22 protein-coding genes and 2 riboswitches are annotated in these 25942 nt (G+C 47.7%); of the genes, 16 read left to right on the top strand and 6 right to left on the bottom strand.

Features of this window, described 5'->3' with window-relative positions:
• Positions 1-44: 44 nt before the first annotated feature.
• The 5 genes from G9G54_RS11605 to rhaB all read right to left on the bottom strand — a co-directional run bounded on the left by G9G54_RS11605 (position 45) and on the right by rhaB (position 7194).
• Positions 45-2315 (bottom strand): GDYXXLXY domain-containing protein, encoded by a 2271-nt coding sequence (locus tag G9G54_RS11605; RefSeq protein WP_185156296.1) that lies wholly within the window; start codon positions 2313-2315, stop codon positions 45-47.
• Positions 2316-2453: 138 nt separating this feature from the next.
• Entirely contained in the window at positions 2454-3347 is an 894-nt protein-coding gene (locus tag G9G54_RS11600; protein ID WP_165178138.1) for an AraC family transcriptional regulator, read from the bottom strand.
• 197 nt (positions 3348-3544) lie between these two features.
• Positions 3545-4390 carry a rhamnulose-1-phosphate aldolase gene (gene rhaD / locus G9G54_RS11595; RefSeq protein WP_061829820.1) on the bottom strand — a complete coding sequence of 282 codons (846 nt, stop codon included), beginning with the start codon at positions 4388-4390 and terminating at the stop codon, positions 3545-3547.
• Positions 4391-4443: 53 nt separating this feature from the next.
• The gene (rhaA, locus tag G9G54_RS11590; protein WP_165178135.1) at positions 4444-5700 is read right to left on the bottom strand and encodes an L-rhamnose isomerase; all 1257 of its coding nucleotides are present in this window, start codon (positions 5698-5700) and stop codon (positions 4444-4446) included.
• Positions 5701-5712: 12 nt separating this feature from the next.
• The gene (rhaB, locus tag G9G54_RS11585) at positions 5713-7194 is read right to left on the bottom strand and encodes a rhamnulokinase (RefSeq protein WP_165178133.1); all 1482 of its coding nucleotides are present in this window, start codon (positions 7192-7194) and stop codon (positions 5713-5715) included.
• Positions 7195-7547: 353 nt separating this feature from the next.
• Positions 7548-7651: riboswitch (purine riboswitch) on the top strand.
• A gap of 157 nt (positions 7652-7808) precedes the next feature.
• Here rhaB and G9G54_RS11580 point away from each other — a divergent pair.
• The 16 genes from G9G54_RS11580 to G9G54_RS11505 all read left to right on the top strand — a co-directional run bounded on the left by G9G54_RS11580 (position 7809) and on the right by G9G54_RS11505 (position 24947).
• Positions 7809-8426 carry a xanthine phosphoribosyltransferase gene (locus G9G54_RS11580; protein ID WP_165178131.1) on the top strand — a complete coding sequence of 206 codons (618 nt, stop codon included), beginning with the start codon at positions 7809-7811 and terminating at the stop codon, positions 8424-8426.
• A complete protein-coding gene (locus G9G54_RS11575; protein WP_165178129.1) occupies positions 8420-9727 on the top strand; it encodes a nucleobase:cation symporter-2 family protein in 1308 nt (435 codons plus the stop codon). Before G9G54_RS11580 ends, G9G54_RS11575 begins: the two co-directional genes overlap by 7 nt.
• Positions 9728-10478: 751 nt before the next feature.
• A riboswitch (cobalamin riboswitch) is annotated at positions 10479-10682 on the top strand.
• A gap of 217 nt (positions 10683-10899) precedes the next feature.
• A complete protein-coding gene (locus G9G54_RS11570; RefSeq protein ID WP_165178127.1) occupies positions 10900-12480 on the top strand; it encodes an ABC transporter substrate-binding protein in 1581 nt (526 codons plus the stop codon).
• Between the two features lie 15 nt (positions 12481-12495).
• On the top strand, positions 12496-13425 hold the full coding sequence (gene nikB, locus G9G54_RS11565; protein ID WP_039271928.1) for a nickel ABC transporter permease: 930 nt from the start codon (positions 12496-12498) through the stop codon (positions 13423-13425).
• Positions 13426-13439: 14 nt separating this feature from the next.
• Positions 13440-14255 carry an ABC transporter permease gene (locus tag G9G54_RS11560; protein ID WP_165178125.1) on the top strand — a complete coding sequence of 272 codons (816 nt, stop codon included), beginning with the start codon at positions 13440-13442 and terminating at the stop codon, positions 14253-14255.
• Entirely contained in the window at positions 14255-15172 is a 918-nt protein-coding gene (locus tag G9G54_RS11555; RefSeq protein WP_165178123.1) for an ATP-binding cassette domain-containing protein, read from the top strand. The genes G9G54_RS11560 and G9G54_RS11555 overlap by 1 nt, the downstream gene beginning before the upstream one ends.
• Entirely contained in the window at positions 15169-15945 is a 777-nt protein-coding gene (locus G9G54_RS11550) for an ABC transporter ATP-binding protein (RefSeq protein ID WP_165178121.1), read from the top strand. The genes G9G54_RS11555 and G9G54_RS11550 overlap by 4 nt, the downstream gene beginning before the upstream one ends.
• A gap of 142 nt (positions 15946-16087) precedes the next feature.
• Positions 16088-17713: a nickel ABC transporter substrate-binding protein gene (nikA, locus tag G9G54_RS11545; protein ID WP_165178119.1), complete on the top strand. Its 1626-nt coding sequence runs from the start codon at positions 16088-16090 to the stop codon at positions 17711-17713.
• Positions 17714-17759: 46 nt separating this feature from the next.
• Positions 17760-18704 (top strand): nickel ABC transporter permease subunit NikB, encoded by a 945-nt coding sequence (gene nikB, locus G9G54_RS11540; RefSeq protein WP_165178117.1) that lies wholly within the window; start codon positions 17760-17762, stop codon positions 18702-18704.
• Positions 18704-19534, top strand: coding sequence for a nickel ABC transporter permease subunit NikC (nikC, locus tag G9G54_RS11535; RefSeq protein ID WP_165178344.1), 831 nt, complete (start codon positions 18704-18706; stop codon positions 19532-19534). Before nikB (G9G54_RS11540) ends, nikC begins: the two co-directional genes overlap by 1 nt.
• A 20-nt stretch (positions 19535-19554) precedes the next feature.
• Complete coding sequence (locus G9G54_RS11530; protein ID WP_165178115.1) at positions 19555-20379, top strand: ABC transporter ATP-binding protein; 825 nt, start codon at positions 19555-19557, stop codon at positions 20377-20379.
• A 38-nt stretch (positions 20380-20417) separates the two neighbouring features.
• Positions 20418-21227 (top strand): nickel import ATP-binding protein NikE, encoded by an 810-nt coding sequence (gene nikE / locus G9G54_RS11525; RefSeq protein ID WP_165178113.1) that lies wholly within the window; start codon positions 20418-20420, stop codon positions 21225-21227.
• A gap of 143 nt (positions 21228-21370) precedes the next feature.
• The gene (locus G9G54_RS11520) at positions 21371-22180 is read left to right on the top strand and encodes a transporter substrate-binding domain-containing protein (protein ID WP_165178111.1); all 810 of its coding nucleotides are present in this window, start codon (positions 21371-21373) and stop codon (positions 22178-22180) included.
• A 30-nt stretch (positions 22181-22210) separates the two neighbouring features.
• Positions 22211-22927 carry an amino acid ABC transporter permease gene (locus G9G54_RS11515; protein ID WP_016822612.1) on the top strand — a complete coding sequence of 239 codons (717 nt, stop codon included), beginning with the start codon at positions 22211-22213 and terminating at the stop codon, positions 22925-22927.
• Between the two features lie 4 nt (positions 22928-22931).
• Entirely contained in the window at positions 22932-23699 is a 768-nt protein-coding gene (locus G9G54_RS11510; RefSeq protein WP_029518797.1) for an amino acid ABC transporter ATP-binding protein, read from the top strand.
• Positions 23700-23930: 231 nt separating this feature from the next.
• Positions 23931-24947 (top strand): asparaginase, encoded by a 1017-nt coding sequence (locus G9G54_RS11505; RefSeq protein ID WP_039271910.1) that lies wholly within the window; start codon positions 23931-23933, stop codon positions 24945-24947.
• Between the two features lie 47 nt (positions 24948-24994).
• Here the strand turns inward: G9G54_RS11505 and G9G54_RS11500 are convergent, their stop codons facing one another.
• Positions 24995-25942, bottom strand: a complete 948-nt coding sequence (locus tag G9G54_RS11500) for a Gfo/Idh/MocA family protein (RefSeq protein WP_165178109.1) — start codon at positions 25940-25942, stop codon at positions 24995-24997.

Raw genomic sequence — 25942 nt, 5'->3', positions numbered from 1 at the left:
GGGCTTGGTTCAGCCTGCTTTGTTTACTACCTTCGCCGATCCGGTCAGCTTTCTGCCAAACGTTCTAGCAGCGCGTCTCCATTGCGGCTCACCCGAATATGGGCAAAATGTGCGTTCTGTTCTACAGTACGTCCGGTTCCCTCAGGAATGAAATAATTCTCAATACCGTACAGAATACGGGAACCATACCATTGTCCATTTAGAATGACCTCATGGCTGGCAAGTTTTTCACCATCTTGATATAGGCGATCCGCGACGTATACTCCTTGGCTATCTGGTGTGAGAACGACTTTGACCTTGCCTCGGCTCCATTCCTCCTCCTGAAGAAGGGGCTTGGAAGGCGGGGTAGATATGTCGTAATTCAGTGCCACATAATCGCCTTGCAGCAGGGAGCGCGGGTCTACAGGAGCCAGTTTGAGCTTAATGGAAGCCCCTGTGGCGAGCAGGGTTTCACTTCTCGCCGTCTGATAGCCGATGATCCCCAGCTGTAGCACGATGACAATGGCGATGAGTAACGGGCTTAAGCGCATAAAGCTAAAGCTGCGGTGGTCAGCATCGAATGCTGCTTTGCCGCTATGGGCCATTCGCCGATCCGCCCACCAGGTAATTCCGAGCGCAATGATCCCCAGTAGCGCCAGCGTAAAAGATTTATACAGTAGCGTCCACAATAAATCATAATATTTGAAGCCGATAAAAATAAACCAGAAGACAACGCTCGTGATAGCCTCCGATTTTTGTTTCAGACGGGCAAAGGCAAAGACCATCCCGGTAACGATAACAAAATAAAAAATGTTAATGAACATATAAGAGTGTGGAACGACATCCTCGAAAAACGTCGCCCAAAACAGGAACAGCAAGCTGAAAAATAATGAGCTATTCCGTAGATGTTCTTTTAACTCCGTCTTGGATATAAAGTAACTTACCCCATATAACACGGCATTGACGATGAAAAGAGAGAAGATGATGAACTTATAGGTCCAGTTCCAACCATCCCACTCCTGATACTGCTGAAATAAAATGGTCGCCAGATTCAGGTTTACAAAGGTGTAGGCAAAAAACAACTGCCTTTTCCCCTTGGAGCGAAACCATCCAGCGATGGAAACGATCAGAAATAATACCGAAAGCAGCGACTGATCTGACCATAGAATGGCCGCCAAGCCTGTAATATAGCTGATGGTCAGCAGTGTATAACGTATTACCGAATCCAGCTTGGATTCCGGTATGACAATCATCAAAATCATAAGCAGCAACGACACAACCAACAGTACATATTCGGTGTGGTTTACATTCGTGCTAATCATAATCAATCCGATGAGAGATATACTACCGATCAGCACTCCAACCACTTTGATCACACGGGATACGGTTTTGCTAATCCATTCACTGCCATGTTCCTCGTGGACGGTCGCCTCATTCTTTGATGTACTGATGTCCGTTGTCCCTGAATCCGGCAGTGTTTTCCCCAAACGATTCAAATAGCGGAAAAACCACACGTTACCCGTCAGCAGCAACGCCACAAAAATCAAACCAAAAACAAAAAACAGAGATGAGGAGTACGCCTCAGCCAGCTCTATAAATTTAAAGACAGCAAACGCCGAAAGTGCCAATGCATTCAAGGTCAGTAGCGTTTTATTCAGCCGCACCTTGATAAATATATAAAATCCTAAAGCAATCACAGCAATATGCGGTACATTCATGATCAGGCCATACTCATCAAATGCAAAAGAATTGGTCATCGCTAACATGGCTATATGGAAAACCGTAAAGCTCATATATTGTAGTGGAGCAGAATGTATACGATGGAGGAACGTCAATAAAAATAGCAGCAGATTGACTATTGCGAACACTCCGGCAATGGACAACGATTCCAGCTCGCTATAAGGCACACTTTGCATCGTAGGGTAAAAATAAAGCCACAAACCAAGATGAATTAGTACATAAGACAGCATATAAAAAGGATTGTAGCGAGTAATCCAGCTAAGCAGTAGAGCCGGCACCGACCAAATGAAAAACAATCCGTAGCTGTCCGCATGGGAATTGTAAATTTGACCGAGCAATGCCACGGAAACGCCAAAGGCTATACAGCCAGCCACCAAAAACATATTAGACAGGAAAGCTTGTTGACCGGGAACAGCACGTATCCGTGCAAATACAAAAGACAAGCCATAGAACAGAACAATAAGCGCAGCAGCAAGTACAATCTTGAATGTCCGATCCAGTCCGCCCCAATTGGAGGCGAAAAAATAAATAATTGCGGCCAGTATCAGTGAGATGCCCAGCAGATAGCCCGTACGTATCGCATTGAATCGCAGCATGGATTTCACGTACCTTTCCTGTTGGTTTGATGCCTATTATAGCGTTGAAAGGGCTCAGAACCAAGTGGGAATTAGGATCAGGTCATAAAAAGAGAGACACCGTATACGGCGGCTCTCTTTAACGTTACTGGATTCCGACTAAGCGTTGACGGTACGAATCTCTTGCCGGGACTGATGTCGGAAGCGATACTCACGCGGTGGAATCCCTGCTGTTTTCTTAAATGCCTTGGAAAAGGTGGACATATCGGTATAGCCGATGGACTGGGCTATGATCGATAAATTGTAAGTCGTCTGCTCCAGTAATCTTTTGGCTTCGTTAATCTTGAGGTTTTGCAAATACTTGGCGGGAGAGATGAGGAAGGTGGAATGGAATTTACGTGAAAAATGCGCACGATCCACACCTACATGCTCGGCAATTTGTTCAATCGTAACACGGTCACAATAATGCATTTCAATGTAATCTTTCCCCTGCTGGAGCCAATAATCAGAGCATACAAAGTTGCGCAGCACGTCAGATGTGTTGCGGGATAACTCCTCGAAGATCTGGTGCAGTGTAATCAAGCGGGCCAGATCGCTGCCCTGTCTGCTGTTGTCGTGTACGATGGAAAACAGGTTGGAGATAAGTCTGAGGATTTCCTCGCTCACTGCGTTAGCCATAAATGGCGTAGAGGGATTAATTCCGATCCGCTCCAGCAATGCGAGGGACTTGGGTCCCTCAAAGGCAATCCATACCTTTTGCAACGGGTGCTCCTGATCGGTGTAATATTCATGGGCAAGATGCGGAAAAAAACAGAATAAATCAGACTTTTGGACGCGGTACTTTTGTTGCTTATAAATAAACTCAGCCTGACCTTCAAGTACAAATATCAAATAAAAATAAGGAACAGCCTTGGGACCGACATGGCAGCTTGTTTTCGAAATATCCATACCTAGTCTGACAGGCCAAACGGCGCTGGATTTTTCCAATTCGGTGGCTGTAAAATAATGGTCTTCCACGATGTCGAAGTGATCTTCATTTTTCGCTCTTTTCATAACTTGTCACCTCTCCTTTGGTGGAGATAAGGGAATTTTGATTTTATTGTATATAAAGGAAAGCATAATTACAAGTTAATTCATTGGAATTGAGGGTTATATAATTAAAACTAGGTATGCCAAGGGCTCCATGGCCGGTTGAGACGAGCCTTGGAGCCTTTTAAGTTCTATATTATGAGATGGAGATTAGTCTATATTTATACGTTCAGGATTCCTTCTTTTGGAGTAACGTTGAAGGCTTTGGCCAGATCGGCCAATTCCTGATCTGTAATCCGTTGCTGAATATCATGGTGAGCAATGAGCATATAAATTTGCGCTGCTTTTTCAATCGTTTCAATCAGGCCAAATGCTTCATCAATGGAGCTGCCCGTTCCGAAAATGCCATGATGAGGCCATAATACAGCGTGATGATCCTTCATTTTTTTAGCCGTTTCGCGGCCGATTTCGCTGGAACCCGGTACCATCCAAGGGATTACACCGATACCGTCTGGGAAGACGACAATACATTCAGTACACATTTCCCACAGCGTTTTGGTGAATTGGTTTTCGTCCAGACTATGAATGAAGGTCATGGCAATAACATGGGTGGCATGATTATGAATCACAACACGATGGCTAGGATCGACCTTCAAGCGCTCAATGTGGCTCATAAAATGGGAAGGCAACTCACTGGTAGGCACTGCGCCATGTTTGAGGCCCCACAAGACTTCCAATTGCTCGCCATCCTGGGAGACACGAAGGACTCCTAAGTTAGCTTCTGGATCTGCAATTACGTTTTTGAAATATTTCCCTGATCCGGTGACGATAAAATATTTACCAGCCAGTTCATTCACCGGGAAAGCAGGTTTAATCGTCCGAATGACCTGATGAATATCTATATATTTTGCAACCTCAGCTTCATCCAGAATATAGCTTACATTACCTCCATTGCGTTCATCCCAGCCGAATTTCCACATGTTTTGTGTAATTTCCGCCATCTCGCGAACAAATGGGATATCCAGTCCCGATTTTCGTTCTTTTTGATTCTCCAGTACAGTAGTCATGGATAATCTCTCCCTTTTGGATGATATGAATATAAGCATTATCAGTACAGTGGTTAACGTTTCAGCAGTACCTGTTGTTCATAATTTTTAACTTCGGCCAGCCATTCCTCACGAACAGGAACGCCGTTTTGAGCGCAATAGTAATCCCATATGGCACCAAACGGATACGATTTAAACTCTTCGACCAGAGCAAGACGAGTGGTAAAGTCCCGTTCCTCTTCCGCCTGCTTTAATGCTTCAATCGGTTCGAGCATAGCGCGAAGCAGCGCTTTGATCGTGTTGCGTGTTCCGATGACCCATGCTGCTACATGATTGATACTTCCATCAAAGAAATCAAGACCGATATGGGTTCGGGAAAGCAATTCACCGCGAACCAGCTCACGGGCAATGTCCAGCAATTCGTCGTCCATCGTCACGACATGATCACTGTCCCAGCGAACCGGTCTGCTGACATGGAGCAATAATTGATCGGTGAACATCAGCAAAGAGGACAGTTTGTTCGAAATGACTTCGGTTGGATGGAAGTGACCAGCGTCGAGACAGATGGATTTGCCGCGTGTCAGGGCGTAGCCCATATAGAATTCATGGGAGCCCACGACATAGCTTTCCGAGCCAATGCCAAACAGCTTGCTTTCAACCGCATCGATGTTGTATTCCTCGCTGATTTCCTCGCTGAAAATTTCGTCCAGCGCATCACGCAGACGTTCTCTTGGAGCTAACCGATCAACCGGAGTATCTTTATAGCCATCCGGCATCCAGTGGTTTGTGACACAGGGCTGACCGAGTTCTTTTCCAAAATGCTCTGCAATCCTGCGTGATTTTTTGCAGTGTGTGATCCAGAAATCACGGATTTCCGAATCCTTATGGCTCAATGTGAAGCCGTCTTCCGCTTTGGGATGGGAGAACAGTGTTGGATTAAAATCAAGCCCAAGCCCTTGTTGTTTGGCCCAGTCTACCCAGTTCTGAAAATGGCGTGGCTCCAGCTGATCCAGATCCACTTGTTCTGTGGTGTCCGCATAGATTGCGTGCAAATTGACCTTGTGTTTACCCGGAATGAGTGCTAGAGCTTTTTCTAAATCCTGACGTAACTCATGCGGCGTGCCTGCTCTGCCCGGGTAGCTACCCGTTACGGCAATCCCCCCGCTAAGCTGTTTGTCTTTGAACAGAAATCCCTGAACATCATCTCCCTGCCAGCAGTGCAGTGATATTTTGATTTGTGAAAGCTTCCGTAAAATGTCGTCAACTTGAATACCGTGGCGGGCATACAGCTTTTTCGCTTCGTTATAACTGGCTTCAATAGCTTCGTTCATGGCTTTACTCCTTTATTGAGATATGTGAATAGAGGATGTTGCTTGTATCTTAAGGTGCTCCCAGCGACCCAAAAGATCTTGCACGTCTTCCACCGATTGTGGCTCATAGAGCCGAGTCGGAAAGGAGCGGGCGATGGTTCGGCCAGCAGCTTTGAGATCCTCAAGAACACCAGAGCTAATTAATTGCACGACAATATTGCCGATGGCCGTAGATTCGGAAGGACCTGCCTGAACCTCAATTCCCAAGAGATCGGCGGTTAGCTGACATAGTAATTCGTTGTTAGCGCCTCCGCCAACAATGTGCAATCTGGTAATTGTTTCGTCTGTTAAACATTGCAGTTCGTGTAAGGCATCGCGGTAGCTTAAGGCCAGACTGTCAAAAATACAGCGGGCGAGCGAACCCGGCGTCCTGGGGATGGGCTGGCCTGTTTCTTCACAGAATCGCTGGATTTCAACGGTCATACTATCTGGGTTTAAAAAGGATGACTGGTTACAGAGGACGAGACTGACAAACGGTGCCTCTGCTGAAGCCAGTTCGGCCAATTCGGCAAAGCTATGTGCGGAACCGCCCTCTCTCCTAACCTCCTGAATCATCCATAATCCCATAATATTTTTCAGAAAACGGTACGTACCGTAAGCGCCCCACTCATTCGTGTAGTTCGCCTGCATGGCTGCCTTGGTATTCAAGGCTTCGGATCGTTCCATTCCCAGTAGTGACCACGTTCCGCTGCTAATATAAGCCCAAGGTTCTTCCCGCTGTGACGGTACACCTGCAACAGCCGATGCAGTATCGTGAGTCGGCGCAAGAATGATCTGACAGTCCGGAAGATCGTATTTTTGAACAAGCTCCGGCAAAAGAGAACCCAGAACCCGTCCAGGCTCGGCAAGCTCTGAAAACTGATTGCGTCGCAGTTGGAGCAGGGAGAGAAGGTCTTCATCAAACTCTCGGGAGTTCACGTTGAGAAGCTGCATCGTGGACGCATTCGTCATTTCATTGATCATGATGCCTGTCAGGCGATAGTACAGATAATCGGGGACCATCAATATTTTATCCGCCTGGGCAAGCTGTTCCCGATCATGGACGAACAGTTGATACAGGGTATTAAAGTTTAATTCCTGAATGCCTGTTTTCTCATACACAGCCTCTCGACTGATGAGCTGATGCAGCCTGTCTGGTGCATGGAGGGTACGTGCATCCCGGTAAGCGTATACCTCATGAATGCGGTTACCTTTCTGATCAAGCAGCACGTAATCTACAGCCCATGTATCAATGCCGAGCGTACAGGAATGAATCCCTTTTTGTTTAGCTTTTTGCAAGCCCTGAATAATCTCATTCAATAGTTCGTCGATATTCCAGTAATCGTGTCCGTCCTTTTCGGTAAAGGAGTTGTTGAAACGGTGAAGCTCTTGCAAGTGTAGCTGGTCACCTTGCAGAGTTGCACTTACGAGCCTTCCGCTTGAAGCTCCAATATCAACAGCAAGATAATTATTCATATCCAATCTCCTTGCATGGATAAAATACGGGCAGCCTGAAAGTCCGCCTTTTGTTTTCTTAACTAACTCCATACTACTTCCGTTTTTCTTTGTGGTCAACAGAAACAGAAGTATAATTTGTGGTTTTATTTTTGTTTTTTAAAATTATAATTAAAATTAAATGTTGTTTTGTGTGCATTTTTGTTTTTTTATCTGTTTTCTACAATCAGGATAATGCAAAGTCCTCACAATATATATACCTTGAACAAAGGTCGATTTGATTTTACGATATTCCAATTGTGGAAGGTTCTCCAAATGCCGCTGTCTGTATGAAAAATAGTCTTGAAACCGCCCGCCAGAGGGTGTAGTATACAAGATATCAATTTCATATGACTCGTATAATATTGGGGATATGGCCCAAAAGTTTCTACCGGATGACCACTGTAATCGTCCGACTATGAGTGATAGCGCATCGGCTTTGGATGAATGCGGGCATTTATTTGTGCGCCAATCCGTCAGGGATGACAACCCCAAGGACAGGCTTCACTTGAGAAACAACTCAAGGGAGCCTGTCCTTTTTTGGTTTTGGCAGGTTTTATACTATTTTAAAGTACAGAAGGAGCGATACTCGCATAATGAAAGCTTTGGAGGAACGTATTCGTCAAGAAGGACAAATTTTATCTGACACCGTATTAAAGGTAGATTCATTTTTGAATCATCAGGTAGATACAGCATTAGCTTTGGAGATTGGTAAGGAGTTTGCACGCCTTTTCGGCAGTGCTCCGATCACCAAGGTGCTTACAATTGAAGCTAGTGGTATTCAATTTGCTATGGCTACTGCTATTGCCTTGGGGGTCCCGTTCATTTATGCGAAGAAAAAGAAGGCCATCACGCTGAATGAGCAGGTATACTTCGCAGAGGTTCATTCGTTCACTCGGCAGGAAACCTATCAGGTGAGCATTTCTCAAAAATATCTCAATGCCAGCGACCATGTGCTGATCGTAGATGATTTTCTGGCTACTGGCGCAGCCTTGGTTGGACTTACGGATATTGTGAAGGAAGCAGGAGCGGAGCTGGCCGGGGTTGGCTGTGTAATTGAGAAGAGCTTCCAGGAAGGCCGTGGACTGTTGGAGCAAAGAGGCATTGCCGTCCGTTCTCTTGCGCGTATCGCTTCCATGGCACCAGGCGAGGTTCATTTTATAGAGGAAGCTGGCGCGGTGATTCCTCCCGTTAAGGAGAATGTGGGATGCTAAGTAAACAAAAGTTATTCGCGCTGGGCTTCCAGCATGTCATGGCGATGTACGCTGGAGCCATTGCTGTACCTCTAATTGTAGGGGGAGCATTGCACCTGACGCCAGCCCAGATGGCTTATTTGGTGGCTGCCGATCTGTTCACTTGCGGGATTGCTACGTTATTACAGATTATGGGCACACGCTTTTTCGGTAGTAGACTGCCTGTCATTTTAGGTTGTACGTTTACGGCAGTAGGGCCCATCATCGCGATTGCTTCGACCTCAAATTTAGCGACAGCGTATGGTGCCATTATTTTGTCTGGTATATTTGTGGTGTTAGCGGCACCGTTGTATGGCAAGCTGCTACGCTTTTTCCCGACGGTGGTTACAGGTTCGGTTGTTACGATTATCGGCCTATCTCTTATTCCGGTGGCGATGAACAATGTAGCAGGGGGCCAGGGCAGTTCGGACTTTGGACAGCCACGTAATTTGCTGTTGGCGTTAGTTACATTACTGGTTATCCTGCTTGTGAATCGGTTGGCAAAAGGCTTCTTGCGCTCGATTTCCGTGCTTATTGGTCTGTTCGCGGGTACTGTAGTCGCTTATGCAATGGGAATGGTGCATTTTGCCCCTGTGGCGGAGGCCTCATGGGTGAGTGTTGCGCAGCCGTTTTATTTTGGTAAGCCAGAGTTTAGCATGATGGCAGTTTGTACGATGATTATCGTCAATATTGTCAGTATGGTTGAGTCTACAGGCGTGTATCTGGCAGTAGGCAAGGCGATTGATCAGAAGGTGGAGCAGAAGCAGATCGTCAATGGTCTGCGTTCCGAAGGACTTGCGATTATGCTCGGGGGGATTTTTAATGCGTTTCCTTATACAGCTTTCTCGCAAAATGTGGGTCTGATCTCACTCACACGCGTCAAATCGCGGAACGTTATTTTTGCTGCGGGCGGGATCATGGTTGTTCTTGGTTTGCTGCCTAAGCTGGCTGCCTTAACGACAGTGATTCCTAACGCTGTGCTGGGCGGGGCGATGATCGTCATGTTCGGCTCGGTCGCTGCATCAGGCATGTCTATTTTGTCAGAAGTGGATCTGCGGAAGGAAAGCAATCTGCTGATCGCAGCATGCAGTATTGCCGTGGGCCTAGGCTCTGCCGTTCTGCCACAAATGTTCGACCAGCTGCCGAGTTTTGCTAAAATGCTGCTGCAAAATGGTATCGTTTCGGGTTCGATTACAGCGATTGTCTTGAACATTGTTTTGACGAGAAAACAAGGGGAATCGGTCAAAAGCGTGACGGTTCAGGAGGTTCCACAGAAGGTTTGATGATTAGGAATAAATAAAGATAGCCGGAGAGAGGACGTATGCCTCTTTTCCGGCTTTTTGGCATGGAGTTATCCAGATAGTAGATACCCTTGCCGTCTGGGGACATATAGATAAAGCTGCGGGATGAAATAGGTAGCTCTAATTTGGTGCGTTTTCCAGTTTATGCGCTAGAAGAATTTGCTAGAGTGGTAGGAAGGGGCATGGTATAATCTAAATTATGGATTTTGAATAGTGGTGGATGTTTTCGGACCACGGTGCAGCTTCCCGAAAGGGGGTGAAGCCGATGGTCAACCTTGTGTCGTGCTACGATGTGTTGCGTTGGATGGTTACGTTACTAAGCCTGGTGTTTAGTATTCGTAAACTTTATCGCTGGCTACGTCGAAAATTTCGGAACAAGCGAAAACCCACCGCGTAATTAGGTTAGGCGCCTAACGGTGGGTTTCGTTTGCATTAACCATTAGTTATGCAGCGCGCCGTGGGTGATCCACAGCCTTTCAAGTCCTAAGAGTCTTTGCCGTTGGCGCGGCGAAGACTCTTTTTAGTATACGGACACGGTGGTTTACTCTATACCTAATTTTAACACTTCAATTGCGTGCACGCAATTGAAGGTTATGTCTTGTTTCTTCCTTATCGTTCAAATTTAAACTATTGTGCAGCATTTATTGACAAGCCCGTGACAACAAAATAAGATCGTAATGGAAAGAAATAAAGGAAGAAAACAGGTGTGAGCCGGACGACTCTATGTACGGGGTTTTGTTAAGACCATGTGGATAGTTGTTGAGCGTGTTCACTTAAAAGGGAAGTTCGGTTGATTCCGACACGGGCCCGCCACTGTATACAGGCATCAGCAGGATACTGCTGGAGCTTTCAGAACAGCCACTGGAACTGTGAAGAACCGGGAAGGCCTGAAAGATACGCCTGGAGTCAGGAGACCTGCCTGTTTTGACATCACTGTCAGACCCACGGGATGCTGGGGAGGTGGTTAGGCGTGCTGCATACGGAATGTCTGAAACCGATCTGATCCCTTCTATGTTTTTGGAGTTGGCTTCGAGGTGTGTTTTGACATTTTATAATGAAAGCATTTCTGACTGCTGATCAAGTGGTCCGGAATGCTTTTTTCGCGTTTTGCGTTAGGTTTATATGATTTTACAAGATAGAGGGGGATTCATCGAATGATTAGCAATCATAGCAGGCGCTCATGGTTGATATGTACAGGGGTGATGCTGTTACTGGCAGTTATGGCTCTTTCGGGATGTACTAGCAATAAGACGTCGAATAGCTCCGGCAAAGATGAGAACGCGTCAGCACAACAAACAGCGACAGGTAAAAAGCTGGTAATGGCGTATACATGGAAACCGTCAGGTGTTGACCCGCACGGAGATAATAACTGGGATGTGATGCGATCCGGTGCAGGTGAGACACTGGTACGTTTGAATGAAAAGCTGGAGCCTGTGGCTTGGCTGGCAAAGGAGTGGAAGCAGGATAGTCCTACAGTTTGGACGTTCAGCTTGCAGGATAAAGTCACTTTTCATAATGGAAAAAGTATGGATGCAGCAAGTGTAAAAGCATCTTTGCTACGCTCTATCGAGAAAAGCCATCTGGCGAAGGATTTACTGAATGTGAAGTCCATTGATGTAAGCGGCCCGCTGGCCTTAAAGATCACGACAAACCAGCCGAATGCGGCGTTGGTGTCCAATCTAGCTGATCCATCGACGACTGTACTGGATGTGGCATCGATGAAAGATGAGCAGAGTTACCCAGCGATGACAGGCGCCTTTAAAATTAAAGCGTTCAGCAAGGACCAATCCTTGGTCGTAGAGCGTTATGACGGATACTGGGGCGAGAAGGCCCGATTGGCTGAGGCGACAATGAAGTTCATTACGGACGGGAATTCGCGCCTGATGGCGCTGCAATCCGGCGAGGTGGACGTAGCGACGGATATTCCGGTTGATAACGCAGAGGTACTGAAAAAGAACGACAGGCTACAAGTGCTGTCGGCTCCCTCCTTGCGCACCCATATGCTCGTGTACAATATGGAATCCCCAGTATTCAAGGATGCGGCGAACCGTAAGGTGGTGGACAGCCTGATTCCACGCACATCGATTGTGAGCGCCGTCATGAGGGGCTTCGGTACGGAAGCAAGCAGTCCGTTCCCGAGCATTCTTCCCTTCGGTAAAGTTGAGCGTAAAGCGCTGGACGGAACGGCGGATCAGCTGTTAACGAAGGATGGCTGGCAGAAGGACGCCCAAGGGACATGGACTAAGCAAGGCAAGCCGTTCGAGGTTACGCTGCTGACTTTTCCTCAGCGTCCGGAACTCTCTGTTATGGCTGAGGTCATCCAAAGCCAATTGCTAAAAGAGGGAATCCAGGTCAAGATTCGCAAGGTGGAAAATATCGACGAGGCGTTGACCAAAAACGATTGGGATTTTGCTATGTACAGTATGCTTACTGCTCATACAGGAGAGCCGCAATATTTTATGGACATGTTTTATTCTTCGAAAAGCGAAGCCAATGTAAGCCGTTATAGTTCCAAACCGCTAGAGAGTATTCTTAACAGCTTGAAGCTGGCGAAGGATACAGCGCAGCGTAATGCCGTGACACTACAAGCGCTGGATATCATCAATACGGATTTGCCACAGTCGTTCATTGTGCATCCTGACAATGTGTTTGGTGTGAAAAAAGGGGTAGAGGGTTTTACACCCCATCCGATCGAGTATTACTACATTACAGCGCAATCCGATATTGCGGAATAACGAGCGGCGTATCCTATGATTCGTTTTATACTGGAACGTGTGGCGCAGCTGCTCATCATTGTATTCGTTGTATCCACGCTGACTTTTGTACTGATGCGCCTGGCTCCTGGAGACCCTGCTACCATTTTGCTCACCGCGCATAATGTCCCTGCCTCTGAGGAGGCGTTGACGACGCTACGGCAGGAACTGGGCTTAAACGAACCGTTTCATATTCAATATGTGAACTGGCTGCGGGATGTGTTCACAGGGCATTGGGGCACCTCGTATGTATCCAAGGAATCCGTGCTAGCCGAACTGTGGAACAGACTGCCTGCTACTGTGGAGCTAGCTGCTGCGGGCTTTGCCGTCATGACGGTGCTTACGCTGGGGTTGGGGCTGGCTGCCTCGCTAAAAATCAGCGGTCCACTGGATCGCCTGGGTAGGCTGTTTGCCCTGCTGGGATCGTCGATCCCCTCTTTTTGGCTTGGGTTTCTGTTGATCTATCTATTCTCCGTTCGCTTGGGCTGGCTCCCATCCATGGGAAGGGAGGATTGGACACATTTAGTGCTCCCTGCGCTGACTCTTGGTGCAGGTTTGGGAGCTGTGCAAGCCCGTGTACTACGCGCTCAAATGCTAGAGCTGGGTGACCGGAATTTTGTGAAAGCAGCGAAGGCTCGAGGCTTTTCCCGAATGCATATCCTGTTTTTTGAGATATTTAAGCATGCGGTTCTGCCTATAATTACACTGCTAGGTACCAATCTATCATTTATGCTGGCAGGTAATGTCATCGTAGAGACCATTTTTTCATGGCCGGGGTTGGGCAAGTATTTTATAGATGCAATTACACAGCGAGATTATCCGGTGATTCAGGGGTATGTTATTTTTGCCGTATTTTTAATTGTAGGAGTTCAGTGTTTGGTGGATGTGGTCCAGACGGCGATAGATCCGAGGCTACGTTTGCGTTAAGGGGGAAGCTGAAAATGAAAAAGATACGGCTTTCCTTTCAAGGGAGCTTGCTGGCAGGAGGCGTACTGTTTGGTCTGATCGTGCTGCTTGGGTTATTGGCTCCATGGGTCGCTCCTCATGATCCTCTTCAAGTGGATCTTTTGAACCGTCTGGCACCACCCAGTCGGAAATATCCTTTCGGTACGGATCATCTGGGTCGGGATGTGCTGTCACGGCTAATTTACGGAATTCGGATGAGCGTGCTAATCGCATGTGCAATTACTGTAGCTACGTTGTGCTTCAGTCTACCTATAGGGTTGCTCATTGGTTATGTGCGCGGACGCGTGGATCAGCTAATCATGCGGGGAATCGACGGCGTACTGGCTTTTCCTGATATTATTTTAACGGTGGCAATTGTGGGCATTTTGGGCCCAGGTTTTGTTAACATGACCCTTGCGATTATTGCGGTACGGTGGGCGGGTTATGTCCGGTATATCCGTAGTCTGGTTCAAAAAGCCTGTCAGGAGGACTACGTTCGATATGCCCGTTTATCCGGCAATTCACACGTACGTATACTGAGCCGTTATGTATTGCCACAAGCATTGCCGCAGTTGTTGGTTTATGCGGTATGGGATATCGGGCGCGTGGTGCTGATGATCGCTGGGCTGTCCTTTCTTGGACTGGGTGTACAGCCGCCCAAGCCAGAGTGGGGCGTGATGCTGCATGATGCAACCTCATATTTTCAGGTGGCTCCGCATGTCATGATTTTCCCGGGCTTGGCGATTATGCTATTCGTACTTGCCTGCCAGCTTTTGGGCGACCGCTTTTCGGAAAAGGGGGCGGCCAAATAGTGGAGGATCAAACAGCCCTTGGGTGCAAGGATACGATAGAGCAAGTGGCAGGGCGAAAACCGTTGTTACACGTGGAACATTTGGAAATCTGCCGCACAGGCGTAGGAGCAAGCGGAAGCGGGAGCAAACCACTGCTGCGTGATGTGAGCTTTTCCGTATATTCAGGGGAGATTGTGGCCCTGACCGGACCGAGCGGATGCGGCAAGAGCCTGACCGCCCACGCAATCGCAGGCATGCTGGAGCCAGGTATTAATGTTACGCAAGGGCGTATCTACTATAACGGGGAAGACATTCTCCCGTTCCAGGAACGGCGCTGGCAAAGGCTGCGCCGAGAGGATATTGCCCTGCTCATTCAACAGTCGCTGAGCGGGTTGAACCCGATCCGGACTGTCCGCGCCCAGCTGATGGATACGCTTAGACTGCACGGGCGGCGTCGGATGCCGCATGACCAGATGGAGCCGGGGCACGCTGATGCTGTCCCATCCCATACTGCACCGCAGCAAGTCCACCCGCTGGGCGTGCTGCCACGGATGCGGCAGATGCTGAGCCGTGCCACGGAGATAGCCAGAGGAGGCGCTACTCCAGTGCGGGAGGCCTATTTGCGCTCTCTGCTCCGCAAGGTTGGATTTGCAAATCCTGAGCATATTTTGTCGTCATATCCTTTTGAACTAAGCGGAGGCATGTGTCAAAGGGTGCTGCTGGCTGCAATGTTAAGCTCCGGTCCGAGCCTCTTTATTGCCGATGAGCCTACTACGGCGTTGGATGTTATCAACCGCGATAAGGTTCTGGCATTGTTGCAACAATTGAGAGAAGACTTTGATCTCACCATATTGTTGATTTCACATGATCGCCAGGGTATGAGTCGCATAGCAGATCGAGTGTTGGAGATGAGCCCGGAAGGAAGGATGCACCAGTGATGCTGGAATTGAAGAATGTGACCAAAGCATACCCTGTCCGCAAACGGAGAAAAGGCTGGTCCAGCACGCAAGATAGCGAACAGGCCGTGAAGAAGGTGAGTCTGGAGTTACAACAGGGGGAATGTCTCGGACTGGTTGGAGAAAGTGGAAGTGGCAAAAGCACGTTGGCACAATGTATTCTAGGGCTGGAGTCGTTGACCTCAGGAGAGATTTGGCTGGATGACCAGCCCATTCACACCGGAAGGGTGAAGGATATCCATCTGTACAAACGAATCCAACTGGTCGCACAGGATTCGTCTTCCTCGCTCCATCCTCGCATGACCATACGAGATATTTTGGAGGAGCCAATCCACAACTATTTTCCCGGACGAAAAGCGCAAGCACTGGATATTTGCCAGTCTTTACTGGAATCTGTGGGGCTGGACACGGAATGTCTGGAAAAATACCCAACACAACTAAGTGGCGGGCAAAAACAGCGGGTATGTATTGCCCGAGCGTTGGCGGTGGAGCCGGATATTATCTTGTTCGATGAATCGATCGCCAATCTGGATACGACAACGCAGTTTTCCGTGCTGGGTATGCTTAAGAGAATGCAGCAGGAACGTGAGTTGTCCTACCTATTCATCACTCACGATCTCCAATCTACTCGTCAGTTTTGTGACCGCGTTGCTGTTATGGTTCAGGGGGAGATCGTGGAAATATTTAAGGAATGGGATAAAGACTTGTTACAGCATGAGTACACACGTACTCTGTTTCAAACGCTGGCGAATTAATCCATAAATTTAATATTATACAAATTTAAAATAAATAAGAGGATTGCTTGTCGAATGTTGTTGACAAAATAGAACGTGGTACCTATTCTAAATATGATTATGATAATCATTATCACATATATAGAAAAGGGGAAATACATTGATGTCCGTTCGACACCGCAAGACTGCCACCCTTATGTTGGTGGCGCTCCTCTTATTATCCGTTGTTTTGGGCTGCGCGAAGCAGGAGAACACACCTGCATCCACCTCTACTGACGGAGCTGCCAATGAAAAGTCGATCACGCTATCGTGGCCGCGTGACATTGGTACGATGAATCCTCACGTATACAATCCTTCCCAACTTTTTGCACAATCCATGGTTTATGAGCCGTTAGTCAGCTACAAGCAAGGAGGCAAGCTGGAGCCTGCTTTGGCTGAATCCTGGACCATTTCCAAGGACGGCAAAATATATACATTTAAGCTGCGCAAAGGTGTGAAATTTTCGGATGGAACGCTATTTAATGCAGCCATTGTCAATAAGAACTTTGACGCTATTATGAAAAATGAGAAAACGCACAGCTGGCTTGGTATAGTAGGCGTTCTCGACAAAACTGAAGCTGTAGATGACAGCACCTTCCGAATGACACTCAAAGAACCATACTACCCAGTGCTTCAGGATTTGTCTGTCGTTCGCCCGTTCCGTTTTCTGGGTGAAGCGGGGTTCCCGGATGATGGAGATACGTCCAAAGGAATCAAGAAACCTGTAGGTACAGGACCTTGGATGCTGGATGAATACAAGCAAGATGAATATGCAACCTTTAAGCGTAATCCAAATTATTGGGGTACTGCACCCAAGGTGGATAAAATTACGGTAAAAATCATTCCCGATGGCGAAACCCGTGTAATGGCCTTTGAAAAAGGCGATCTGGATCTGATTTATGGAGAGGGTGTCATTAGTCTGGATGCTTTCAAACAGCTTCGCGACACGAATCAGTATGTTACCACGCTGTCCGAGCCTGTCGGTACAAGAAGCCTGTTACTCAACTCATCCAATCCCAAGCTGGCAGACCTTCGGGTACGCCTGGCACTCCAACATGGCTTTAACAAGCAGGCAATGGTAGAAGGTGTAACCTCAGGTCTGGAGGAAACAGCGGATACGGTTTTATCCAAAAACTATCCGTATACGAATGTAAACTTACAGCCTGTTAGCTATGATGTGGAAAAATCCAAATCGTTGCTGGATGAGGCTGGCTGGAAGCTGCCCGCAGGCGGTACAGTACGGGAAAAAGACGGACAACAGCTTGATTTTGAGCTGATTTTTGATAAGACTGATCCGATCCAAAAGGCGATGGCTGAAACCATTCAGGCTGAATGGGGAGAACTGGGTGTCAAAGTGAACCTGACCGGACTGGAGCTGACGGTTCAAATTAAGCGCCTTAGATCCAACCAGTTTGATCTGTACTTCTGGTACAACTATGGTGCGCCTTATGATCCACATTCCTTTATTAATGTTATTGCTAAGAAGAGCTTCGGAATTTCCGAGGTGCTGAGCGCCCTTCCGATGAAGAAAGACCTGGATCAGCAAGTACACCAAGCGCTCTCATCGACAGATGAAACCAAGCGCCAAGAGCTGTATGCTTCGATTCTGAAGACGCTCCAGGAGCAATCTGCCATTGTACCTATTTCGTATATTAAGAAAACGGCAGTGTACCAGAAAAAGATTACAAACTTTGTATTCCCGGCTAATCGGGATGAAAATCCGTTTGAGGGAATTGAAATCGGAAAGTAGCTGAAGCCGATGGGTAACGGTAGTTTACAGGATAGGAGGACAACTCATGATCAGCTATATCGGGAAGCGAATGGTAGCGGTCATTCCTATTGTTCTCTTTGCCACCCTCGTTACCTTTGCACTCATTCATATTTCACCAGTTGATCCGGCCGAGGCCTATTTGACGGCTGCTCATATTTACCCTACTCCAGAGATTCTGGAGCAGAAAAGACATGAGTTCGGGCTGGATCAGCCTTTGCTGACGCAGTATATGCATACACTTCAAAGAATCAGTCAATTGGACTTTGGTACTTCGTATCTGACCAACAAGCCGGTGTGGGATGAGGTCAAGGTTCGGCTGCCCGCCACTTTTGAATTGGCTGTGAGCAGTATGTTGCTATCCATTGTGGTAAGTATTCCGCTGGGCGTGCTGGCGGCGATGCGTAAAAATGGCTGGATCGACCTGCTTAGTCGAGGAATTTCATATTTTGGCGCGTCTATACCCCAGTTCTGGCTGGGATATTTGTTAATCTTCTTTTTCTCTGTCCGATTGGATTGGCTCCCTGTAGAGGGGCGAGGAACGTGGCAGCATCTGGTGTTGCCCACGTTAACCCTGTCGCTGGTTCTGATTGCTTTATATACGCGCCTGCTGCGTTCCAGTGTGTTGGAGCAGCTTCAGGAAACGTATGTGCAGTATGCCAGAACTAGAGGAATCCGCGAGCGGGTGATCATGCTCAAGCATGTACTGAAAATTGCCATTGCTCCACTGATTACAAGTATGGGTATGAATCTGGGCAAGCTTCTGACCGGAACAATTATTGTGGAGCAGGTGTTTTCATGGCCCGGGTTTGGCCGTTATTTTGTGGAAGCGATTTTTAACCGGGATATTCCCGTCATACAATGCTATGTGTTTTTGGCGGCATGCCTGTTCATCGTATGCAATTTGCTCGTTGATCTGGTGCATTTGTATATGGACCCCCGAATTTCATCGAAGGGACGAGCAGAGCAGTGATGATAAGGTTGCGTACAATGTTCAAAGGTCAAAAGGTAATCGTGGTCTGCTCTGTCGTACTGGCTGCTATTTTTATCATTATGGCGCTAGCTCCTTGGCTGGCTCCCCATGATCCGGTTAAAGTCAATTTACTGCACAAGCTGGAGGGACCTTCGAAAGAATACTGGCTGGGGACCGATCATTTGGGTCGATGCAATTTATCCCGGTTGCTGTATGGAGCGCGGATTTCCCTCGGCTTTGCGACATTAATTTTCCTGTCCTCGCTTAGCATCGGCGTTGTGATCGGGTCGCTTGCAGGTTATGTGGGTGGCTGGGTCGATAGTGTGTTGATGCGGTTTTGCGAAGGTATTATGGCGTTTCCGAATTTGGTGCTTGTGCTGGGCATTGTCGGTATTTTTGGACCGGGCCTCATGCAGGTGCTGCTTGCTTTAATGATGGTGCAGTGGGTGTATTATGCCAGAATGTGCCGCAATATGGTCGTCAGTCTGAAAGAACGGAATTTTATAGCTGCCGCAAGGATTAGCGGGTCCTCCTCAGGGGCCATTATCCGCCGGCATATCATTCCAAATGTACTAAGGCCGATTGTGGTCATTGGTACGCTGGAAATGGGCTGGGCGATCATGGATATTTCTGCATTGTCTTTCCTCGGTTTGGGCATCCAACCGCCGACTCCCGAATGGGGAGCGATGATTCATGAGGGAACGGGATACATCCGCAGTCACCCGGAATTAATGATCTATCCGGGGGTTATGATTCTGGTGGTGGTGATGGCCTTCAATATATTGGGGGAGGCGCTGTCCGACCGATACGGAATTGCCAAACGTCAGTAAAACAGGAGTGAGTTACAACGATGGACGACAGGGCGAAGGTGCTGGAGGTCAGCGGCTTACAGGTGAAGCTCAAAACCGATGCCGGGGCGGTATCTCTGCTGGAGCCAACTCATTTTGAGCTGAAAAGGGGACAAGTTCTGGGTCTTGTCGGTGAGAGTGGAAGCGGCAAAACGGTGACTTGTAAAGCGTTGCTCCAATTGCTGGATCGCCAGACGATGGACGTGGAAGGTAGTGTCCGTCTGAACGGGCGTGAACTGAACGGAATGGCGGCCGAGGAAATGCGGCGTATTCGGGGCAAGGAAATCGCGTTTATTATGCAAAATCCGATGAGCGCCTTTACGCCAGTGTATACGATCGGAACTCAGTTTATGGAAACGGTCCGTACGCACACTGGATTAACCAAACGACAGGCGCGTGATCTTGCCATTACGGCTCTGGAAAATATGAATTTGCCCGATCCAGCCAAGCTGATGAAGCGTTATTCGTTTCAGTTGAGCGGCGGGATGCTGCAACGGGTCATGATTGCCATTTCCATGTGCCTGCGGCCAGCAGTGGTTATTGCGGATGAACCAACGACGGCGCTTGATGTGGTCAATCAGCTACAGGTGCTAAGAGAGCTGGATCGCTTGCGTACGGAATACGATACGTCCATTTTGCTGATTTCGCATGATCTGGGTGTCATTTCCCAATTGGCGGATGAAGTGGCTGTCATGCAGCAGGGTCGTATTGTTGAGCAGGCTGAGGTCCATCAGTTGTTCGATCACCCGCAGGATGAATATACGAAAATGCTGCTGCATGTCAGACCCAAGTTGTCCATTCGGGACATGAATCAGGTAGGTGATTAGTCGCCTGTTCGACAGTTACACTTTCAAAAGGGGAGCGAATGCGTATGCTACAAGTGAAGAAAGTAACTCATAGCTATGGAAGGCGCAAATGGCTGGGCCGTTCTGAACCACGCCCCCCTGTGTTGGCTAACGTTTCACTTACTATAGAGAGTGGGTTTTGCCTAGGCTTACTTGGAACCAGTGGAGCCGGTAAAAGCACGCTGGGCAAGGTTATTCTGGGGCTGGAGAAGCCGCAGGAGGGTCAGGTGCTGTTCCAGGGACAGGACATTTATAATGCGAGCCCTCAAGTCCGCAGGGGAATGCGACGGGATATGCAGGTCGTATTTCAGGACTGCTACTCTGCTGTAAACCCCCGAATGACCGCCGGGCAGATTATTGGGGAGCCATTGGACAATTACGAACGGTTATCGGTGCAGGAACAAAAAAGAACGGTCGAAAGCCTACTGGAACGGGTCGGCCTCAAGCCGGAGGATCGGATTAAATATCCGCATCAGTTCAGTGGCGGACAATTGCAGCGGATCAATATTGCACGGGCGATTGCGCTCAAACCAAAGCTGATCGTGCTGGATGAGTCCGTCAGCAGCCTCGATATGGTTCACCAGATGCACATTTTATCCCTGCTGGGAGAACTGAAATCTTCGTTTGGATTGTCATATCTGTTCATCACGCATGATATTCGGGCAGCTTATGCTGTCTGCGATGGCATTGCTGTGATGGAGCAGGGGAGACTGATCGAGCGCTGTGATGAGAAGGATCAGATTTTTGAATCTGCTCATCCGGTTGTACGACGGTTGATCTCGTCCATTTTGCCGGAACATCCAGCAGAGCGTTTTCCGCTTCATGGATGACATTGGACCCGCAAGGGTCCTTTTTTTGTGCAACATATAGCTAAATAATCAATATGAAATTTACTTGTTGTATTATTTGAATAACCCGTTATAATATAAAATCATAGTAAATTACTTGGATATTAAAAAGGGGATGTCATAATATGAAGAAATCTGCTTTGGTAGCAGCGATTGGCCTATCTCTTGTGTTATTAACGGGTGCCTTGAGTGGATGTTCCTCGAAGGATGCGGCATCGGGGGATAAGGTCATCTATGTCGGCACACAAAATGACTACCCGCCGTTTGCTTTTACAAATGATAAAAATGAGCTGACCGGATACGATGTGGAAGTAGTCAAGGAGATCGACAAGAAGCTGGACGGCTATAAGATTGAATTTGTACCTTCGGGTTGGGATGCGATATTCCTTGCCCTGGATTCGAATAAAGTTCAGATGGTCGCAGATGAAGTTGCCAAAAATCCTGAACGTGAGAAGAAGTATTTGTTCTCGGATGAGTCTTATTTCTCGGCTCAGTCGGTTATTATTGTGAAAAAGGGTAGAACGGATATTCATTCCCTCAAGGATTTGGAAGGCAAGAAGGTAGCAGCCTCGGTAGGTGATTCCTATACGCAGTTGCTGGAACAGTATAATGCGAAGAACGGGAATAAAATTATTTTAAAATACAATGATACAGGCACTTCATCCGATAACCTTCAAGACGTGCAAAATGGCCGAGTGGACGCTTATGTGAATGATCCGGTTATGGCGGCGGCAACGATCAAGAAGGAAGGCTTGCAGGTGGAAGCTGTGGGTGAGCCGGTGCAAAGCGATAACATCAACCTGGTGTTCAAAAAGGATAAGCAGGGCGAAGAGCTGAAAGCTAAAATCGACCCGATTATTAAAGAGCTGAAAACAGACGGAACACTGAAAAAATTGTCTGAACAGTGGACAGGTGGAGAATTTATTCCTCAGTAATAACAATGTAAAGGGTAAAGTGGGGTTCCTATGGAAAAGCTGTTTGATCTTGATTATATGCTGAAAAGTCTACCCCAAATCGTCGAGTATCTCCCTGTGACCTTATGGATTGCGTTTGTGTCCATGCTGCTGGGTGCGATCATCGGGTTAGCTACGGCCTTAATCCGAATATACAAGGTGCCTGTCTTGGCACCATTGTCTACGTTGTATGTCTCGTACATTCGGGGAACACCGCTCATTGTGCAGCTGTTTCTCGTATATTACGGAATACCTAAGTTTTTGTATTATTTCCAGAGCGAATATGGATTCTTACAGCAATTCAATGTCTATGTCATTCCGCCCGAGCTGTTCGCGTTGCTCTCATTTTCATTGAACCTCGGGGGATATTTGTCGGAGACGTTCCGGGCGGCGATTCATTCCGTCGACCGGGGACAATTTGAGGCTGCCAATTCCATCGGTATGAGCCAAACACAAATTATGCTCAAAATTGTATTGCCGCAGGCGTTGACGGTCGCTTTGCCCAATTTGGGAAACACGCTGATCAGTACAGTGAAGGATACGTCTTTTATTTTTATGATTGGTGTCGTCGATATGATGGGACAGGCTAAAATTATGGGCGCGCGAGCGTTGGCTTTTTTTGAGGTATATGTTGCGGTGTCTCTGATTTACTGGTTGGTGTGCATTATTATTGAGCGCGGGCTTGTCGTGCTGGAGAAGCGTATTCGAATTTACGAAAGAAGTGAGTAAGGGTATGATTCAACTTCATCAAATTCATAAGCATTTTGGACAGCATCACGTATTGAAGGGCATAGACCTGACGGTGGGCAAGGGAGAAGTCGTAGTGATCCTAGGCCCAAGCGGATCGGGGAAGTCCACGCTGCTGCGCAGCATTAATTTTTTGGAACAGCCGACCAGTGGTGTCATTGAAATTGACGGTGTAAAGGTAGACGCGGCCAAGGCGGGAAAAAAGGACATTCTCGGACTACGGATGGCAACGGCCATGGTATTTCAGCAATATCAGTTGTTTAAAAATTTGAATGCACTCCACAATGTGATGATTGGTCTGACCAGTGTGAAAAAGCTGGATCGTAAGCAGGCGAGAGAGATCAGTGAAGGCATTTTGGAAAAGGTCGGGTTAAAGGATCGTATGACCTATTATCCTGCCCAGCTTTCGGGCGGACAGCAGCAGCGAGTTGCGATTGCCCGTGCTTTAGCACTAAATCCACAGGTGTTGTTGTTCGATGAACCGACATCCTCACTTGATCCTGAACTGGTGGATGAAGTACTGTCCGTGATTCAAAAGGTGGCGAGTGAAGGCAATACGATGATTATTGTCACGCATGAGCTTGGTTTTGCGAGAGATGTAGCAGATCGGGTTGTACTAATGGAGCATGGCGTGATCGTGGAGCAGGGACCCGTGGAGCAGTTTTTCACCAATCCGAAGGAAGAACGGACACGGCAGTTCCTGGGCAAAGCGTTGGTACAGAGAGCGCCACAGGAGCAGCCTGTATCCCCATAAGAAGTACGTGGATGGGTTATAGGTATGTGCAGAGCTGTAGAGTATTGCACCTATAGTAAAAAGCACGTTAGACAAGTCGCAGGAGGAAGGAAAGCCCGCGCTTGTTTGTCGTGCTTTTTTGGCCCCTCATACCCCAAATTCTTTTCCATTGCAAAGTAGCTTATCACACTTATTCATGATAAATTCTAAGAACAATACAGTGAAGATGTAATCGGGAAGGAACATTGGCATATGAAAAAGGTTTTGTTCATTAATACCGGAGGGACCATTTCTTCCTCCTATCAGGAAAACGGCCTGACACCGACCCAATCGGCTGAAAATATTTTGGCGGAAATTCCGGAGCTGAAGGAGATTTGCGAGATTGATGCCCATAATCTGATGAGCATTGATAGCACAAATACACAACCTGAGGATTGGGCTTCTATCGCCCGGATGGTACATCGTTCGCTCGATCAATACGACGGTATTGTCATTGCACACGGCACGGATACGATGGCTTATACGGCTTCAGCCTTGAGCTTCATGCTGGGAACCGTAGACAAACCCGTCGTCGTGACAGGTTCGCAGGTTTCCATTTTGGCGGAGCACAGCGATTCCAAAAAAAATGTAATCGACTCATTCCTGACCGCATGTGGCGAGGTGGCCGGGGTTTTTGTCGTGTTTAACGGCAAAATTATTAACGGCAGCCGCAGCTCGAAGATCAGAACACGCAGCTATAATGCTTTTGAGAGTATTAACTATCCGTATATCGGACTCGTGGAGAACGGTAAGGTGGTCTATACGGAGGGCGTATTTGCAAATCGCGGTACCACTCGTCACCCATACAACGACGGGTATGCTTCGGAGGTATTTCTGCTCAGGCTGATTCCGGGCACGAATCCGGCGATTTTCGATGCCATTCAGGGCTTGGGCTATAAAGGTATCGTCATTGAGGGCTTTGGTATGGGTGGCGTTCCTTTTAAAGAAAGAAGCCTGATCAGCAAAATCGAGGAGCTGATGAAGGACGGTATGAGTATTGTCGTGACTACTCAATGTCCTTATGAGGGCGGGGATTTGACGATTTACGAAGTGGGGCAAAAGGTACTGGAGAAGGGCGTTATTCCGGGGTATGACATGACAACGGAAGCGCTGGTGACGAAAATGATGTGGGCGTTGGGGCAGACGACCGACCCGGCAGGGGTAGCCAAGATTATGGCAACGAACTACGCGGACGAAGTTTCCTTGCCTGCGGATACAGCTTCCTTATAGGAAGCTGATTTCCGTAGATAAGAACAGGCATAAGAAAAAATACGGGGTTAACGCTGGGCTTGCCCCAGTCTGCCTTTAATCTCAACAGCCACTTTCAGCGCTTGTACAGCCGATTCCAGTGGAATCAGGCTTTCCGAATGTCCGCCAAAGCATTCAAGTGCATGATCCAAACTTTTTTCATAGGGATTGGCAGATTCGAGGTTGATTTTTTGCTGTCCTGATGCGGTATACTCATATAATGCGGTAGGTATAAGATCGTTTTCATCGCTTTCATGAAATACCAGCTTGGCCTTTTCAAAATAAGCCTCATAGGCCACTGTGAAGGGGTAGCTTCCCGGCATGTGGGATGAGGCGATGACTTCTGTGAATGTATCCCGATGCTGAAAGTAAGCCCGAACCTGTGCTTGTTCAGGATGGGTAACTTCTGTACCCCAGACTGTATATGGATCACAGGGGCCTAATAGCCAGGTCAATAAATCCAGTTCATGAATCATGAACTGAGTAGGAATGGAGCTTAGTCCAAGATCCCCCCACAGAGGAGGCGTTTCTCTTTTCAAAGATAAGGAGATGAGCTTCCCGTATTTCTGTTGGCGGTATGTCTCATACAGATAGGTATAGGCGGGGTCAAACTTAATGAACTGGTTGACCAGAATCTTTTTGCCATATTGCTTCTCAGCTTGTTGCATAAGAAGAGCGTCTTCGAGATCAAAGCAAACCGGTGTTTCACAAAATACATGCTTACCGTGCTTCAGCGCATCCACGGCATAGGACCTATGCAGCTGGGAGGGCAGGCATAGATCGACGATATCCACGTCTGGGTCCAGCAGAATATCCTCTATATTTTGTGTGACTTCTACGTTTAGCTCCTCTTTCAGCTTTTGCAGCTTGGTTTCGTTCCTTCCAAATACCATGATTCTGTTTACTTTGGGATGGTTGTTTAACAGTGAGGCATGATACGCGCCGAATCCCGTCCCCAATATTCCAATATTCATCAT

This window comes from Paenibacillus sp. EKM212P (genome assembly GCF_011066115.1).
Lineage (GTDB): Bacteria > Bacillota > Bacilli > Paenibacillales > Paenibacillaceae > Paenibacillus > Paenibacillus polymyxa_B.
Note: the sequence above shows the minus strand (reverse complement) of the source record. Positions and strands in the feature narration are given on the sequence as shown.